This is a genomic window from Nitrospira sp., from assembly GCA_015709715.1.
GTDB lineage: Bacteria > Nitrospirota > Nitrospiria > Nitrospirales > Nitrospiraceae > Nitrospira_A.
The window spans coordinates 753865-769834 of the sequence record CP054184.1 but is presented as its reverse complement, the minus strand read 5'-3'; the positions used below and the strand labels follow the sequence as shown (position 1 = coordinate 769834).

The 15970-nt window shown below is 60.9% G+C and carries 13 protein-coding genes; 4 read left to right on the top strand and 9 right to left on the bottom strand.

What is annotated here, in order from left to right; genetic code table 11:
• Positions 1–72: 72 nt before the first annotated feature.
• The 4 genes from HRU82_03560 (at position 73) to HRU82_03545 (ending at position 4566) form a co-directional block, all read left to right on the top strand.
• Positions 73–1227 (top strand): phosphopentomutase, encoded by a 1155-nt coding sequence (locus tag HRU82_03560; GenBank protein QOJ34082.1) that lies wholly within the window; start codon positions 73–75, stop codon positions 1225–1227.
• A gap of 14 nt (positions 1228–1241) precedes the next feature.
• Positions 1242–1706, top strand: coding sequence for a RidA family protein (locus tag HRU82_03555; protein QOJ34081.1), 465 nt, complete (start codon positions 1242–1244; stop codon positions 1704–1706).
• A gap of 215 nt (positions 1707–1921) precedes the next feature.
• The gene (locus HRU82_03550; protein QOJ34080.1) at positions 1922–3592 is read left to right on the top strand and encodes an IPT/TIG domain-containing protein; all 1671 of its coding nucleotides are present in this window, start codon (positions 1922–1924) and stop codon (positions 3590–3592) included.
• An 11-nt stretch (positions 3593–3603) separates the two neighbouring features.
• Positions 3604–4566: a hypothetical protein gene (locus tag HRU82_03545; protein ID QOJ34079.1), complete on the top strand. Its 963-nt coding sequence runs from the start codon at positions 3604–3606 to the stop codon at positions 4564–4566.
• 8 nt (positions 4567–4574) lie between these two features.
• Here the strand turns inward: HRU82_03545 and HRU82_03540 are convergent, their stop codons facing one another.
• The 9 genes from HRU82_03540 to HRU82_03500 form a co-directional block, all read right to left on the bottom strand.
• Positions 4575–5312, bottom strand: a complete 738-nt coding sequence (locus tag HRU82_03540) for a 16S rRNA (uracil(1498)-N(3))-methyltransferase (GenBank protein QOJ34078.1) — start codon at positions 5310–5312, stop codon at positions 4575–4577.
• A 35-nt stretch (positions 5313–5347) separates the two neighbouring features.
• Complete coding sequence (gene dnaJ, locus HRU82_03535) at positions 5348–6460, bottom strand: molecular chaperone DnaJ (protein ID QOJ34077.1); 1113 nt, start codon at positions 6458–6460, stop codon at positions 5348–5350.
• A gap of 86 nt (positions 6461–6546) precedes the next feature.
• Positions 6547–8478, bottom strand: coding sequence for a molecular chaperone DnaK (dnaK, locus tag HRU82_03530; GenBank protein QOJ34076.1), 1932 nt, complete (start codon positions 8476–8478; stop codon positions 6547–6549).
• Between the two features lie 83 nt (positions 8479–8561).
• The gene (gene grpE / locus HRU82_03525) at positions 8562–9116 is read right to left on the bottom strand and encodes a nucleotide exchange factor GrpE (protein ID QOJ34075.1); all 555 of its coding nucleotides are present in this window, start codon (positions 9114–9116) and stop codon (positions 8562–8564) included.
• A 100-nt stretch (positions 9117–9216) separates the two neighbouring features.
• The gene (locus HRU82_03520) at positions 9217–9987 is read right to left on the bottom strand and encodes a type III pantothenate kinase (protein QOJ34074.1); all 771 of its coding nucleotides are present in this window, start codon (positions 9985–9987) and stop codon (positions 9217–9219) included.
• A 34-nt stretch (positions 9988–10021) separates the two neighbouring features.
• Entirely contained in the window at positions 10022–10864 is an 843-nt protein-coding gene (locus tag HRU82_03515) for a biotin--[acetyl-CoA-carboxylase] ligase (GenBank protein QOJ34073.1), read from the bottom strand.
• Positions 10865–10874: 10 nt separating this feature from the next.
• On the bottom strand, positions 10875–11777 hold the full coding sequence (nadC, locus tag HRU82_03510; protein QOJ34072.1) for a carboxylating nicotinate-nucleotide diphosphorylase: 903 nt from the start codon (positions 11775–11777) through the stop codon (positions 10875–10877).
• Entirely contained in the window at positions 11752–14520 is a 2769-nt protein-coding gene (locus HRU82_03505) for a valine--tRNA ligase (GenBank protein ID QOJ34071.1), read from the bottom strand. The genes nadC and HRU82_03505 overlap by 26 nt, the downstream gene beginning before the upstream one ends.
• A 315-nt stretch (positions 14521–14835) precedes the next feature.
• The gene (locus HRU82_03500) at positions 14836–15882 is read right to left on the bottom strand and encodes a response regulator (protein QOJ34070.1); all 1047 of its coding nucleotides are present in this window, start codon (positions 15880–15882) and stop codon (positions 14836–14838) included.
• Between the last annotated feature and the right edge of the window lie 88 nt (positions 15883–15970).

Below are 15970 nucleotides of genomic sequence, written 5' to 3'. Positions count from 1 at the left end.
ATGCATGCACTACGTATCTCCAACAGAGTCTGACACCCTTGCTCGTTTTTGCGAATTTGGTATAGTGCGCCCATGGTGACTCGCGTCATTCTCCTTGTGTTGGACGGATTCGGGGTCGGCGCCTTGCCCGATGCGGACACGTACGGCGACGGGGGCTGCAATACCCTTCAACGTCTGGCAGCCATCTGCAAAGGTCTCACCCTTCCGAATCTCGAACGGCTCGGCCTCGGACACCTCGGCCAGTTTCAAGGCATCCGCCCGATGGTTCAGCCCGAAGGTTGCTTCGGCAAACTCGGCTTTGCGACCAAGGGGAAGAATTCCCTCACCGGGCATTGGGAGTTGGCCGGCTACGTCATCGAACAGGACGTGCCGACGTGCGAGACATTCACCTCCGAACTGGCCACGGCTTTGGAAGCGGCCTTGGGACAGAAGACCGTGGGCAACAGCCGCGCGGCCGCGCTGGAGCCGATCGACGAATTCGGCGGCCAACATCAGCAAAGCGGCGCCCCGATCGCTTGGGTGGACACGACCGGAACGATTGTCTTGGCCGCGCATGAGCAGGTGATTCCAGCGGAAGAGCTCTATCGGTTGGCGCGCGAAGCCCGAAAGCGATTGAAGGATCTGTTGCCGACGGTTCGGATCGTGGCCTATCCGTTGGCCGGGCAGCCCGGTCGGTTCACGGTGACCGACCGTCGCCGGGATTTCGTGGTGGAACCGGCCGGTCCGACATTGTTGGATCACTTGAGTCGCGCGAGCCAGCTCGTCATCGGTGTGGGCAAGGTCGGCGATCTATTCAGCATGCGCGGCGTCACCAGATCGATTCCGCTCTATCAGCCGAATGCCGTGATGGACGAAATGATCGGAATGTTCAGCAAGGTGCCGCGCGGCTTGATCTACGCCACCGTGCCCGTCATCACCACGGATTTGCAGGCGACGGTCGCCGATTTACAACAGTTCGATCGGCGCTTGCGGGACTTGCAGGAACGGCTCAAGATCGGCGACATCTTGATCATCACCGGCGACCATGGGTTCGATTGCGCCCGGCCAGCTCCGGGACACTCGCGGGAATATGTGCCCTGTCTGATTACAGGGCCGCGGCTCGCTCGAGGCGTGGATCTGGGTATCAGGCCGACGGCAGCCGACCTCGGCCAGACGATCGGCGAAGCGCTGCAGGCCACGCGACTGCCATGGGGCGACAGCTTTCTGGACGCCCTGCGTTCCCGGTAAGCAAGGAATCCAGCATGTCATACGACTCCACATTGCTCCGCCTCGGCATCACCTTACCGCCGCCTCCCAAACCGGTCGCCAGCTATGTGCCGGCAATCTTAGTCGGGGAGATCCTGTACCTCAGCGGGATGTTGCCGTTTCGCGACGGACAGGTGGCCGTCACCGGAAAATTGGGCCGAGAGGTGACGGTGGGGCAGGGGATGGATGCGGCCCGCCTCGCCCTGCTGAATGCGTTGGCGGTGGTGCGACATGAACTGGGATCCCTCGACCGAGTGCAGCGGGTCGTCCGTGTCGTCGGCCATGTGGCGTCGGCAAGCGGATTCGTTCAGCAACCGGCCGTCATCAACGGCGCCTCCGACCTGTTGGTTCAGATTTTCGGCGAAGCGGGGCGCCATGCCAGGGTGGCACTCGGCGCGGCAGAACTCCCCCTCAACGCCGCGATCGAGTTGGAATTGCTGGTTCAGGTGAAGGCCTCATAGTCGACGTGTCATCGGATGGTCCTGCCGTGCTGCACTCGCCTTGACAGCAAAAAAAACAGCTTGTTATAGTCCGTGAGTCCGGCCTTTTTGCTCAGTTGCGTGGGGTCTCTACCACGCGCAGGGCGTTCATCCATCATGAACTCATCTCGGCCCGTTCGGAATTCCGATCGGACCGCTTGCAGGGTATCGGGAGGAAACACCATCCCATGAAATCCATGACGCAACTTGTCGCCAGCATCTTTGCGGTGGCCAGCCTAGCCGTTTCTCCTGAGGTACGGGCGGAAGCGCCGAGCCTTCAGCCCAACGCCGCCGTCCCCGGCGCGGTGTTGTCTATCACAGGAAAGGGCTTCGGTCTTTTCAAGTCCACGACTGTCAACCAAGTCAAATTTCAGGGGGGCTCGGCGCTCATCCAGCGCTGGGAGCCCGATCTGATCGAGGTGCGGGTTCCGTCGCAAGCCGTGAATGGGCCGGTCGAGGTTTTCATCGGCAAAAAACGGTTGAAGGCTGGAAGCTTCACCCGCTTACAACCCAAGATTCTGTCCGTGTCACCGGCCGAAGCGGAGCCGGGCACCGTGCTGGAGATCAACGGGGAGCATTTCGGCAACACGCCGGGGCCGCGCGACCCCAATACGATTTTCGGCGTCAATAGCGTGGTCGTCGGCGATGTGACGGTCCGCGTGCGGAAATGGCGGGACGACAAGATCGAGGTGGAATTGCCGGGCAACGTGCAGACTGGGGACGTGATGGTGCGTATGGCATCGTCCGACCCGCTGGCGGATGGTTCCTGTTGCGCGGCGGTCACGCATGTCGTGAGCAATGCCATGCCCGTTCGAGTGTTGGCCTCGGTGCGGGTGGATCCCATGAGCGGACCAGTCGGTACTAAAGTCGTGTTGTTCGGCAAGGGTTTCGGCGCGACGAGGAACCCGGAAGACGGCGTGCTCTTCGGTGGCCACCTTGCGACGGTTTCTCAATGGAGCGATACGACCATCGTCGTACATGTGCCGTTGGATGCCCAAACCGGCCCGGTCATCATCAAACGCAATGGCCAGGAGCGAAAGGTCGGGACCTATGAGGTACAGATTCCGCGCGGCAAGGGCGTGACGCCGGCTCAAGCGCCGATCGGGACTCTGCTGAAGATCACGGGAGAAAACTTCGGGTTTTACTCGGAAGCCGGTTCTACCCCTTTCAACTACATCGATTTTGCCAAGAGCGAGAATACCGTGGAGATCGGCGGGGTGCAGGCCATCGTCTATCGCTGGGGCAATGACCGGATCGATGTATGGGTCCCTTACAGCGCCAAGAGTGGTCCGGTCGTCGTCAAACGCGCCGCCAACACTCCGAAGCCGGACGGGACCTGCTGCGCCGACAGCCGGGTTTTGGAAACCGAAATCGGGTCATTCACCTTGATTACTCCCAAGATCGACTCTTACAGCCCCACGACCGGTGGGTTGGATGAAACGGTCACCATCACAGGCAGCGGGTTCGGAGCATTCCTTAAAACCGCCGAGCCGAGCAAGGTGGGCATCACCGATAGTGTATACGCGAGGGACGCGGCCGAACTGGGCGAGAATGTCTCCCGAACGGAAGTGCTGTTCAACGGGGTGGGCGCGGTCGTGCTCTCCTGGACGGACACGGAGATCAAGGTTCGCATTCCTCGGCGCCATCCGTTCGGCGCAGGCAAGCCGGGAATATTCAATCCAGATCTTACGTCGGGACCGCTGGTGGTTCGCCGTGGGTCTTGGGACGTGAATCCCGACGGCACATGTTGCACTACGAAGAAATGGCTTACGTTGGAAGCCGGACCCTTCACGATCGAGCCCAAGGGATTGCCTGATGCGAGTTATTGGCGCAATCCGAGTCCCGACCACACTCACCATCAACAATGAGGCGCCCGACCTTGCGTAGTGTACTGAGTGCTTGTTGTCTGTCGATCCTGTTGGCCGCCCACTTGTGGGTGGTTCCTGCTGAAGCCCAGGTATCCGTGACCATGCAGAAGAGCGGGTCGGAAGCCACGCTGCTGGGGATGTTCTTTCGTGATGCGCAGCTCGGATGGGCGGTCGGTTCGGGTGGGACGATTCTCAAGACCACCGACGGCGGCAAGAAATGGAAAAAGGTCGCCAGCGGCACTACGGCCCTGTTGACCGCCGTCTATTTTCAGGACGCGCGTCACGGGTGGGTGGTGGGCGCCAACGGCACCGTCCGGATGAGTCAAGATGGGGGCGAAACCTGGACCCCAAAGATCGTCTCCTCCCAGGCGCCCCTGTATGGGATTGCCTTTGCGACTCCGACTAAGGGCTGGCTGGTGGGCGGGAACGGCACGATTCTGCAGACCGCCGACGGCGGCGCCACCTGGACGGATCAGGCAAGCGGGACGAACGCCGCGCTGCACGCCATCGCCGTGACGAGCGAACAACAGGGCACGATTGTCGGTGCCCTTGGGACGATCTTAACGACCTCCGACGGGGGCCGCACCTGGTCGACTCAGCAGACCCAGAGCTCCGCGACCTTTTTCGACATCGCCTTTGCGGACGAGGCCAATGGGTGGGCGGTCGGCAACGCCGGCGCGCTCTTCCAGACCACGGATGGCGGGCTTCACTGGATCGACCGGACCTTGCCTTGTGGGCGGACCTGCCACAAATTGACCGACTTGATTCGGGTGCGGTTTACCGATGCGCAGCAAGGATGGATTGTCGGTGAACGGGGCCAGATTCTCCGTACGAGCGATGCCGGGTACAACTGGACGGAGGAGGCAAGTCCGGTAAAACGTTCGCTGATGGCGCTCAGTTTTCCACAGGCTGCGTCAGGCTGGGCAGCCGGCGAGGGCGGCACGATCATCTCCATTACCCAAGCGCGCCGCTGACCCGCCGCCTAACCCAATCGTCCTAATCGACTCTGCACGATACTCACGGCGGCCAAGGCTGCCGTTTCGGCCCGTAGGATCATCGGTCCCAGGCCGACGGCCTGGCAGCCGGCTCCCACAGCCAGCGAGACTTCCTCTTCGCTCCACCCCCCTTCAGGGCCGATGATGAGCGCGAGACTCTGCATCGGATCCTCGGGCAACCTCATGCGGTGGAGTGCCATCGCTTCGCGGCGTTCCGTCAAAATCAAGGAACAGGGTGCGGGGAGAGCGGCCAGGTAGGTACGCCACTCCACTGGATCGGTTACCTGCGGCGGTTGCCACTGTTCCGACTGTTGTGCGGCTTCGACGGCGATCCGTTGCCAGCGGGCTCGTTGCGCCGCGATACGATCAGGCTGTGGGCGGACCACCCCATGGCGTGCGACGAGAGGCACGATCGTCTGCACCCCCAGTTCACTCGCTTTTTGCACCACCCAATCCATGTGGTCGCCTTTCAGAATGGCCTGCACGAGCAGCAAGGCGGGCCCGGCGGCCGATGGCGCTTCTTGCTGGTCGAGAATCGAAACCGTCAAGGACTGCTTTGTCTGCTCGCTCACCTCGACGCGGTAACGGCGTCGTCGCTCATCCGTGAGCCATAAGATTTCACCGAGCGTGACGCGGAGACTTGCCTGCAAATGGTGACAGAGGTCTCCGGTCAGGGTGATGTGCTTCTCGTGAATCTCGGTGGAGTTGATGAAGAAGGCCGGCATGGTTGTCGGCGTCTCAGGAGGGAATCGGGAACGGGCTATTCGAAGAACGTCTTCATCTTGTCGAAGAAGCCTTCGCTGTCGCTGTCTCGGGCGTATCCACTTTCCTTGGCGAATTCCTCAAGGAGTTCCTTCTGGCGTTGATTGAGTTTCGTGGGGATCTCCACCTTAATGGTGAACACCTGGTCCCCCGCGTGGCCGCCCTTGAGGCTTGGGAAGCCCAGGCCCTTCAGACGGAGCACTTTCCCTGGCTGGGTCCCTGCCGGCACCTTCATGAAAGTCGTACCCTTGAGGGTTGGGACCTCGACGCGGCCACCGAGGATGGCGGTGACGAGGTTGACGGGAAGGTCGCAGCCGATATCCTGCCCCTCGCGGTGAAACAACGGGTGGGGTTTGACCGTGATGGCGACGTACAAGTCGCCCTGCGGGCCCCCTTGAATGCCATGCTCACCTTCGTTGGCGAGTCGGAGCCGCATCCCGGACTCGATGCCGGCCGGAATCTGAACGGACAACATGCGCTCTTTCCGGATGCGCTGGCGGCCGCCGCAGCCCTGACAGGGTTCGGTAATGATCTGGCCGGCCCCTTCGCACTGGCCGCAGGGACGGCTAACGCTGAAAAATCCTTGCTGGAATCGCAACTGTCCTTGCCCCTTGCAGGCCGGGCACATCTTGATGGCCGTGGCTGAGCGGGCACCCGTGCCCTTGCAGTCCGAGCAGGTTTCCCACCGGGGAATCTTGAGCTTCGCTTCTTTGCCGAACACCGACTCTTCGAACGTCAGTTCGAGATTGTATTGCAGGTCGTTGCCACGCTCGGCCCTGGCGCGGCCGCGCGGTTGGCCGAAGAAATCTTCGAAGATGTCGTTGAAGATATCGCCGAACCCACCTTGTCCGCCGAAATCGAACCCTTCAGCCCCCTGCGGTCCGCCGGCATGGCCGAAGGTGTCATAGCGGCGGCGTTTTTCCTGATCGCCGAGGACTTCGTAGGCTTCGTTGATCTCTTTGAACTTTTCTTCCGCGGTTTTTTTGTGCTCGGGTGACGCGTGGAGGTCAGGATGGTGCTGGCGAGCGAGTTTGCGGTATGCCTTCTTGATCTCGTCCTCTGAGGCATTGCGTTCAACCCCCAGCGTTTCGTAGTAATCGCGTCTGGCCACGGAAAATGGGTGTCCGATCTACTATGCTGCACGACCGGATGGACCGCGTCGGCGGCATCCGGTCGTGCGCACAGGGGTAAAAAGTCTTACTTCTTGTCCTTGTCCACTTCCTCGAATTCCGCATCCACGACCTTTTCGTCGGTCTTGGCTTGGGCGTCGGCGCCCGCGGATGCGCCCGCGGCGGCGTCAGGACCAGGTCCCGATGCGGCGGCGGAGGCCTTCTTGTACATTTCTTCGGCCAATTTGTGGGAGGCCGTAGTCAAGCTCTGCGTCGCGGACTCGATGGCGGCAGGATCGTCGCCCTCCATGGCCTTGCGCAAAGCGGCGATTGCATCCGTGATCTTGGTTTTGTCGTCTTCGCCGATCTTGTCGCCGTGCTCCTTCAGGTTTTTCTCGGTGCTGTAGAGCAGGGAGTCCGCCTGGTTGCGGGCCTCGGCTGCTCGGCGCCGCTTCTTGTCGTCTTCCGTGTGGGCCTGAGCATCCTTCACCAGCTTATCGACTTCTTCCTTGCTGAGGCCGCTGGAGGCCGTAATCTTGATGGACTGCTCCTTCTGCGTCGCCAGGTCCTTCGCCGAGACGTGGACGATGCCGTTGGCGTCGATGTCGAAAGCGACCTCGATTTGGGGCATGCCGCGCGGCGCGGGAGGAATGCCGACCAGGTCGAATTGGCCCAGCAGCTTGTTGTCATTCGCCATTTCCCGTTCGCCCTGGAACACGCGAATGGTCACCGCTGTTTGATTGTCCGCCGCGGTCGAAAACACTTGGCTCTTCTTGGTCGGAATCGTCGTGTTCCGTTCGATGAGTTTCGTGAAGACGCCGCCCAGGGTTTCGATACCCAGGGACAGAGGCGTCACGTCGAGCAGCAACACATCCTTGACTTCGCCCTTGAGGACGCCGCCCTGTACGCCGGCTCCGATGGCGACGACTTCATCAGGGTTTACGCCGCGATGGGGCTCCTTCCCGAAAAAGTCCTTCACGATTTGGATCACTTTCGGCATGCGGGTCATGCCGCCGACCAAGACCACTTCATGGATGTCTTTTGCGCTTACACCCGCATCCGACAAGGCCTTTCGGCAGGGATCGATGGTGCGTTGGATGAGGTCATCGACGAGCTGCTCCAGCTTGGCGCGGGAGAGCTTCGTGACCATATGCTTCGGCCCGCTCGCATCCGCCGTGATGAAGGGCAAATTGATTTCAGTCTCCTGCGACGAGGATAGTTCGATCTTGGCCCGTTCCGCCGCTTCTTTCAGCCGCTGCAAGGCCATGCGATCTTTGCGGAGATCGATGCCCTGATCCTTCTTGAACTCCTCGACGAGCCAGTCCATGACGCGCAGGTCGAAGTCGTCGCCGCCGAGGTAGGTGTCGCCGTTCGTGGACTTCACCTCGAACACGCCTTCGCCGATTTCCAGCACGGAGACGTCGAAGGTGCCGCCGCCTAAGTCGTAGACGACGATGCGCTCATCTTTTTTCTTATCCAAGCCGTAGGCCAACGAGGCGGCCGTCGGCTCGTTGATGATGCGCAGAACGTTCAACCCGGCGATTTGGCCGGCATCTTTGGTCGCCTGGCGCTGGCTGTCGTCGAAGTAGGCCGGGACCGTCACGACGGCCTCGGTGACCTTCTCGCCCAGGTAATCTTCCGCCGTCTGCCTCATTTTCTGCAGGATCATGGCGGATACTTCGGGCGGGCTATAGCGCTTGCCGCGCAATTCGACATGGGCATCGCCGTTATCCGCCTCGACAACCTTGTACGGCAGCCGCTTCATGGCTTCCTGGACTTCTTTGCTCTTGAACTTGCGGCCCATCAACCGTTTGACCGAGAAGATGGTGTTTTCCGGGTTCGTGATGGCCTGCCGCTTGGCGATTTGTCCGACCAAACGCTCATTCTTGTCCGTAATGGCCACCACCGACGGCGTGGTTCGGCTTCCTTCCGCATTGGCGATGACGACCGGGTCACCACCGCTCATGATGGCGACGCAGGAGTTCGTCGTGCCGAGGTCGATTCCAATGACTTTGCCCATGGGTTGGCTCCTTCGCAAAAAATATCAGGATGTGAACGATTCGTCGTAAGCGATGCATTCCAGCGGGACGCAGTGATGCGGCCCTAATTCGGGGCTCCGGTCGACACAGAGACCATTGCGGCGCGGAGAATTCGGTCTTGGAGAAGGTAGCCGCGCTGATATTCTTCCACGACATGGTTCTCGGGCACGGTCTCCGACGGCACCTGCGCCACGGCCTGTTGTGTGGCCGGATCGAAGGCTAATCCGACGCTTTCGACCGGTGTGACGCCGAACTTGTTCAGCGCGCTGAGCAGTTGCTTGAGCGTCAGTTCCACCCCTTGGGTCAGGGCATCCACGGTCGCGGCATCTTTCGCCGACTTGATCGCCCGCTCCAAGTTGTCGACCACCGGGAGCAGCTCTTTCAAAATCCGTTCGTTGCCGAATTTGATCTGCTCGCGCTGGTCGCGCTGTGCCAGACGCTTGTAGTTGTCGAACTCCGCCGCAAGCCGCAGGTATTTTTCGTTCAGGCCCTTGCATTCCTCGGTCTTCGACTCCAGCGCGAGCTGCAGATCGGCTGCGCCTTCGGCGGACGTCTCGATCGGTGTCTCGGAAGCGTCTAAGTTGTCGATACTCTGAGAGTTCTTATCGTCATCAACCATGGTCTGCACCTTTACTCCGCAGTCAGATAGCCACCGTGGAAGGGAAGTCAACGGGGAATGAGAAGAAAACCTCGTTTTTTCGCTTTGGTAAGTGAGCGGTTCAGCCTCGATGGCTGCGACGGTAGAGGAGTGCGAGACCTTCCAGCGTGAGAAAGGGGAGAACGTCCTGGATCGATTCGGTTTCCGCCGCGATCACCGACGCGAGGCCGCCTGTCGCGATGACCTTGGAGGTGTGGCCGAGTTCGCGCTCCATGCGGCGTACGATGCCATCGACCAACCCCACATAGCCGAACAGGAGGCCGCTTTGGATGCCCTCGATCGTGTCCGTCCCGATCACGGTTTTGGGTCGGATGATTTCGACCTTGGGCAATTTGGCCGTGCGCGAGAAGAGGGCGTCGGCGGAAATGCCGAGGCCGGGGGCGATCACGCCGCCGAGATATTCGCCGGCCTTGGTCACGGCGCAAAATGTCGTGGCCGTGCCGAAATCGACAATGATCAAGTCGGTGCGGTACCGCGCATGGGCGGCGGCGGCATTGACGATCCGGTCGCTGCCGATTTCCTTCGGATTGGCATACCGGAGGGTGAGGCCAGAATCGATCTCCGGGCCCACGATGATCGGCGTCAGGTGAAAGTAAGTCTGGACCACGGCATCGAAGGTCGAGGTCAGCGCGGGGACGACGCTGGAAAGAATCGATCCGGTGATCTGCTCCGGGGCGAGGCCTGTGTGGCGGAGCAGGTCGAGCAGGAGCATGCCGTATTCATTCTCGGTGCGGCGCGAGTCGGTGGCCAAACGCCAATGGCCCTTCAGCTCGCTCCCGTCGAACAAGCCCCAGACGACATTGGTGTTGCCGATATCGATGGTCAGAAGCATGGTGTCTCTACGATAGCCTAACCGGCGCAGGATTTCACCCTCGCAGGTGCACGACTTCCGCGCTTCTGACTTCCAGGAGCGGCGGATTGTCGGGGGAATTTCCTGAAGAGATCCGGAGGCAGAGGCAGCCGTCTGGACCGATGGATTCGGCCAGGCCTTCCACGACGCCCTGTGCCTCCAGATTGACGCGAACGACCTTGCCGATAGTGGAACAGCGTCGCGTGAATTCGCCGACCATCCCCGCCGGTCCCTCCTGAAACAAACGCTCCAAACGCTGCTCCAGATACAGGAATAGCTCGGCCAGGAGGGAGACAGGATCCAGCGGCCGACCGAGTTCCGCCGCAAGCGAGATGGCGGTTGTTTGCAGGTCGGACGGGAACCGGCCGACATCGGCGTTGACGTTGAGGCCGATGCCGATGACGATCGCCAGCGTCCGGTCGGGCAGCGTGGTCTGTTCACAGAGGATGCCGCCGAGTTTCTTGGTGCCGATCAGAAGATCGTTTGGCCATTTCACGTCCACCGCGCGCCCGGTGACGGCCGTCAGGCTGTCCGCGGTCGCGAGGGCTGCGCAGAGCGGAACCCAAGAGAGCCAGGGCCCGACGCGCATAGTCTCGGCGCGGGGGACGGCGATCACGGAGAAGTAAATATTGCCTTCAGCAGGCGAATGCCAGGTCCGGCCACGCCGCCCTCGGCCAGCCGTCTGCTGTTCGGCCAAGAAGACCATGCCGTGAGGCACGGCTTGAGCCGTCAGGTTCTGTAGCGAGGCGAGGGCGTCGGCATTCGTCGAAGCCGTGGATGAGCGGTACTGCACCGTCCTGCCGAAGGCCCGGGTTCGCAAGAGCTTCTGGAGCCGGTCGAGGTCGATTCGTTGCGTCACAGAAGAGTTGTCAGCGTCGGCGGCCACGGCGGCCTCGACGAGCGGAGAGGTCCAGGCTGAGGTTGGCGGCAGGGGCGGAATGTGTCAGGGCCCCGACGGAGATGAAGTCGGCACCGGCCTTGGCCATCGCTTCAACCGTATCGAGCGTGATGCCGCCGGACACCTCCACGAGAGTCCGCCCCTTGATCAAGTCTACGGCCTGGCGCACGAGGGCGGGTGACATATTGTCGAGAAGAATGATGTCGGCTTTTCCCGCGAGGGCCTCCTTCACCTCTTCGAGCGTCTTCGCTTCGACTTCGATGCGCAGACCATGGGGTGCGCCAGCCCTGGCTAGACGGCAGGCGCCTGCGACGTCGACACCTTGGGAGCGTAAGGCTGCCAGGTGGTTGTCCTTGATCAAAATCCCGTCGCCCAGCGAGAATCGATGATTCTTTCCCCCCCCCAGCGCCACCGCCCACTTTTCGAGCGCCCTGAGGCCCGGCGTGGTCTTGCGTGTATCGAGGATTCTGGCGGCAGAGGTCCCTACGGCCGAGCAAAACTGCGCGGTGAGCGTGGCGATGCCAGAGAGCCGCTGCAGAAAATTCACGGCCACTCGCTCCGCCATCAACAGTGAGCGGACATCTCCGTCCACCTCCATGATCGCGGTTTCTGCCTTGACCCTGGTGCCATCCGCGAGGGGCTCGGTGATGCGTAATGAAGGATCGACCGTGAGGAAGACTTCCCGCGCGACGGCGATTCCGGCGACCGTCATGACCTGATGCGCGATGATGGTGGCTCGCGCCGCGAGCGCGCGGGGGAATAGGGCGTTGGTGGTGACGTCGCCGCAGGCCAGGTCTTCGTCGAGGGCGAGTTGAACCGCTTTGTGGATGGCTTGAATATTAGGAGGACTAAGTACGGCTTCGCTCACGGACATAAATTTCTATCTGTCCCCCTGCCTGCTCCAGCAACTGAATCATCTGAGATTCCCGTTCGAGACGCTCGCGGTGTTCGGTCAACACATCCGGTGGCGCCTTGGCAACGAACTCGGGGTTGCCGAGTTTCTTTTGGGTGCGGTCGACTTCCTTTTGAAGTGTGGTGATCTGTTTGAGGACGTTCTCTCTGGCCTTCTGAAGATCCGCCCCCTCCATCGACGTTCGCACCTGGATTGAGCTGCCCGTTAAGATCAGAAGGCCGCCCGGGTTAGCCACGTCAAAGGTTTTTGCCACCCAGAGGTCATCAACATTCTCCATGTACTCAATCAGCTCTTTATGCTTCTCAAGAGCTGACCCAATTTCTTCTGTCTTCCCGTGAACCTTGAAGTGGAGTCGTTTTCCCGCTTGATAGCCGAGGATAGCCCGTTCTTGGTTCATCAACTCGCGGCATTCCTCCAACAACGAAAACTCCTGTTCCGCTTCCTGGTCATTCCACTCAGCTTGAGGCGTCGGATAGGGTTTGCGGACAATGCTGGTTCCTTCATGCGGCAGGGTTTGCCAAATCTCCTCCGAAATAAACGGCATGAAGGGATGCAGCAACCGCATCACGGTTTCGAAGGTTTCGGCCAATGTGTGTCTGGTACGGGCGCCCTGTTCCGATGAGCCTTCTTTGAGATCCGGTTTGACCATCTCCACGTACTTGTCGCAGTACTCATGCCAGATGAACTGGTAGACCGCGCTGGAGGCACGGTCGAACCGGTACTGTTCCAGTTCCTGGTTGACGGCCTGGATGGTGGCGTTCAGACGGCTCAAGATCCAGCGGTCGGCGAAGGAGCGTTGCGCGGGCGGGACCTCGACACGTTCGCCGTTCAGGTGCATGAGGATGAAACGCGCGGCGTTCCAAATCTTGTTGGTGAAATTGCGGTACCCTTCGATGCGTTCCTCGGCTAGCTTGACGTCGCGGCCTGGCGAGGCCATGGAGGCCAAGGTGAACCGCAGCGCATCGGTGCCGAACTGTTCCATCACATGCAACGGATCGATGACGTTGCCCTTGGACTTGCTCATCTTTTGGCCTTCCGCATCGCGCACCAAGGCGTGGATATAGACATCGCGGAAGGGCACCTCGCCCATGAACTTTAGGCCCATCATGATCATGCGCGCGACCCAGAAGAACAGAATGTCGAGTCCGGTCACGAGGGTGGAGGTCGGATAGAAGGTCTTCAACTCCGGCGTCTGGTTCGGCCATCCCAGGGTGGAGAAGGGCCAGAGCGCAGAGGAGAACCAGGTATCCAACACATCGGGGTCTTGGACGAGGGCGTTGCGGTGGCCCTTCGGACAGGCATCCGGCTGCGTCTTCGCCACGATCGCCGCGGCATCCGACGGAATGAGCGGCGCGCCGTCAGAACTGCGCCGCAGGAAGGGAGCGCCGTAGCAGGCTTCGCAATACCAGGCTGGAATTTGATGGCCCCACCAAATCTGCCGCGAGACGCACCAGTCCTTAATGTCTCGCATCCAGCCGAGATAGTTGTTCTTCCAAGCCTCGGGGATGATTCGGACGCGTCCCTCTTCGACCGCGTGGATCGCCGGTTCCGCCAAGGGTTTGATCTTGACGAACCACTGGTCCGACAAGAATGGCTCCACCACCGTCTTGCAGCGATAACATTTGCCGAGCGCCATCTTGTGGGACTCGACCTTTTCGAGAAAACTTTGATCGGTCAATAGTTGTTCGACCTTGGGTCTGGCCTTCAGGACGGGCAATCCACCCAAGGCTGCCGCCACCTCGGGGTCGGCTTTCGTTGCGAGGCGGAATTGATCTTCGGGCGTGATGTGCGCGTGCAGGTCCAGAATCTTGATCCGTTTTAGGCCATTGCGTTCCCCGGCCTCGAAGTCCTTGAAGTCATGTGCGGGGGTGATTTTGACGGCGCCGGTTCCGAACTCGCGGTCCACGAGAATGCTGTCGCCGACGATGGGGATCGTTCGCGCAGTCAAGGGGAGCCTGACCTGCTTGCCGATCAGGTGCCGAAAGCGCTCATCTTCGGGATGCACCGCCACCGCCGTGTCGCCGAACAAGGTTTCCGGGCGTGTGGTAGCCACGAGGAGGCACTGCGACGGATCGTCTGACAGCGGATACCGAATCGTGTAGAGCTTGCCGGTGATCTCTTCATGTTCGACTTCGATGTCCGAGAGGGCGGTGAGGCAGCGAGGACACCAGTTGATGAGTCGTTCGCCGCGATAGAGCAGGCCGTCTTGGTGTAGGCGCACGAACACTTCGCGCACCGCTTCGGATAGGCCCGGGTCCATGGTGAACCGCTCGCGCGGCCAGTCGCAGGAGGCGCCGAGCTTCTTGAGCTGGCCGATGATGGTGCCGCCGGACTTTTCCTTCCACTGCCACACGCGCTTCAGGAATTCCCCTCGCCCGAGTGTCTCCCGCGACGTGCCTTCCGCTTGGAGTTGCCGCTCGACCACGTTTTGAGTGGCGATTCCGGCATGGTCTGTGCCGGGCATCCAGAGCGCCTTGCAGCCCTGCATGCGCCGCCAGCGGATCAGGATGTCTTGCAGCGTATTGTTCAGGGCGTGGCCGACGTGCAGGGACCCGGTGACGTTGGGAGGCGGAATGACAATGGTATAGGGTTCGCCTGAATCACTCGGTTCCGCGTGAAACAGACCGGCGTCCACCCAGCGCTGGTACCAGCGATTCTCCACCTCATGGGGACTGTACGTTTTGTCGAGTTGTGGCGTGGACATGGCTTGGAGGCGTGCGGCTCGCGACGCGGGCGCATCTTAACATGTGAGGATCGGGCTCTCAAGGTAATGGGAGGTGAACGGCTGTCCCGGTTGTGGAGCATGGAGCAGCTATGTTATACAACGCGCGGTTTAGGCGCCGCTCATGAGGGGCGCCCGAGAACCGGCAACCCAAGAGGAGAGACTATGGCCAGGGGACGAGAGAAGGATCGGAAGGTTCGGAAAAAGCACCGGAAGAATGTTCAGAGGGTGAAGGCCCTGGCCAAGGCTCGTCGCGCGGCGGCCAAGAAGGTGAAGCGGGGCTGACCCCGCAAGGCGTCAGTTGGGCGAACTCAACCGCTTGATCTCTGCTCGTATCTGAGTTTCCGCCACATCCGGGACGATTCGTTGCACGGCTTCGCGGATCGGCTCCTGAGCCACTTCGCGTACAATGTCACCAGTCATCCGACGCGCATAGTCTGCGGCGGCCCGGTCGACCTCGCTTTTGATGAGACGCGCGACGGTGTCCTGTTGTCCTTGGAGGGCCTCGGGGAGCTGTCGCTGTACGCTGGCATCCGTCAACTCGGGTAAGTGTGCCGAGGTTTGCTGGACCACTTCCTCTCGAACCACATCCCGTACGAGAGCCCGCACCTCTTCCTGCACCGCCGTGCGCAAGGCCTTGGCCAGTTGGCCTGAAACCTCCTTCGCAACGACCGACGCAAGTCGATCGCCGATCGCACGATCGACCTGTTGCACGGTCAAATGCACCAGATGATCGAACAGACTTTTCAGTAGGGCGTCCCCGGTCTGTCCTGTCAGGGCAGATGCTCTGACGGATGGTCCGGCGGGATGACCGGCTGAGGTGGGCATAGCGGACGGCTCCTTTCCCAGTTCCCGAGGTCTCTGGGTAACGGAGACGACCGGTGAAGTCGATGTTTCTGCGGCATCCTCGTCGGCCCCGGTTGAGGCGGGTGGCCAGACCCGAGTCTTCGGCGTTGTCCGTGTGGATGCTCCCGCGGTTTCGCCCAAGACGGTCTTGACGGTGTCGAGGAGCTGGGGGCCTTGAAAGGGTTTTTTGAGAATCGCCTTCACGCCCAGCGACCGCAGTTTGCTTTCATCGACGCGGGCGGAGGCGTCCATGATCGAGACGATGAGCGTCTCGGCCAGATTGTCGGCCTTGCCGATCTCTTTGCAGAATCCCGAAAAGGTGATGTTGTCGAGGTGGTAGTCGGCGACGATCAGGTGTGGGCTCAGTTTGCGGGCCGCCTCCAGCGCGGTGGGGCCATCCTCGAACGCCATGAGATGGTAGTCGTCGGGGGGTGAAAGTTGTTCCACCATGCGCCGCACGGCGGGACTGCTATCGACCACGAAAATGGTGGAAGCCATGCTGATCTCCCAGTTCCTGATCCTCCGTCGAAGCTAACAAAGGGGGTGGGACCTGTCAAAGGAAAGCCAAAACGAGTCGGGCTTTGAC

Coding starts and splice junctions, on each gene's coding strand:
- HRU82_03560 (QOJ34082.1), top strand. CDS start 73: ATGGTGACTCGCGTCATTCTCCTTGTGTTGGACGGATTCGGGGTCGGC.
- HRU82_03505 (QOJ34071.1), bottom strand. CDS start 14,520: ATGTCCACGCCACAACTCGACAAAACGTACAGTCCCCATGAGGTGGAG.
- HRU82_03500 (QOJ34070.1), bottom strand. CDS start 15,882: ATGGCTTCCACCATTTTCGTGGTCGATAGCAGTCCCGCCGTGCGGCGC.
- grpE (QOJ34075.1), bottom strand. CDS start 9,116: ATGGTTGATGACGATAAGAACTCTCAGAGTATCGACAACTTAGACGCT.
- nadC (QOJ34072.1), bottom strand. CDS start 11,777: ATGTCCGTGAGCGAAGCCGTACTTAGTCCTCCTAATATTCAAGCCATC.
- dnaK (QOJ34076.1), bottom strand. CDS start 8,478: ATGGGCAAAGTCATTGGAATCGACCTCGGCACGACGAACTCCTGCGTC.
- HRU82_03555 (QOJ34081.1), top strand. CDS start 1,242: ATGTCATACGACTCCACATTGCTCCGCCTCGGCATCACCTTACCGCCG.
- HRU82_03550 (QOJ34080.1), top strand. CDS start 1,922: ATGACGCAACTTGTCGCCAGCATCTTTGCGGTGGCCAGCCTAGCCGTT.
- HRU82_03520 (QOJ34074.1), bottom strand. CDS start 9,987: ATGCTTCTGACCATCGATATCGGCAACACCAATGTCGTCTGGGGCTTG.
- HRU82_03540 (QOJ34078.1), bottom strand. CDS start 5,312: ATGCCGGCCTTCTTCATCAACTCCACCGAGATTCACGAGAAGCACATC.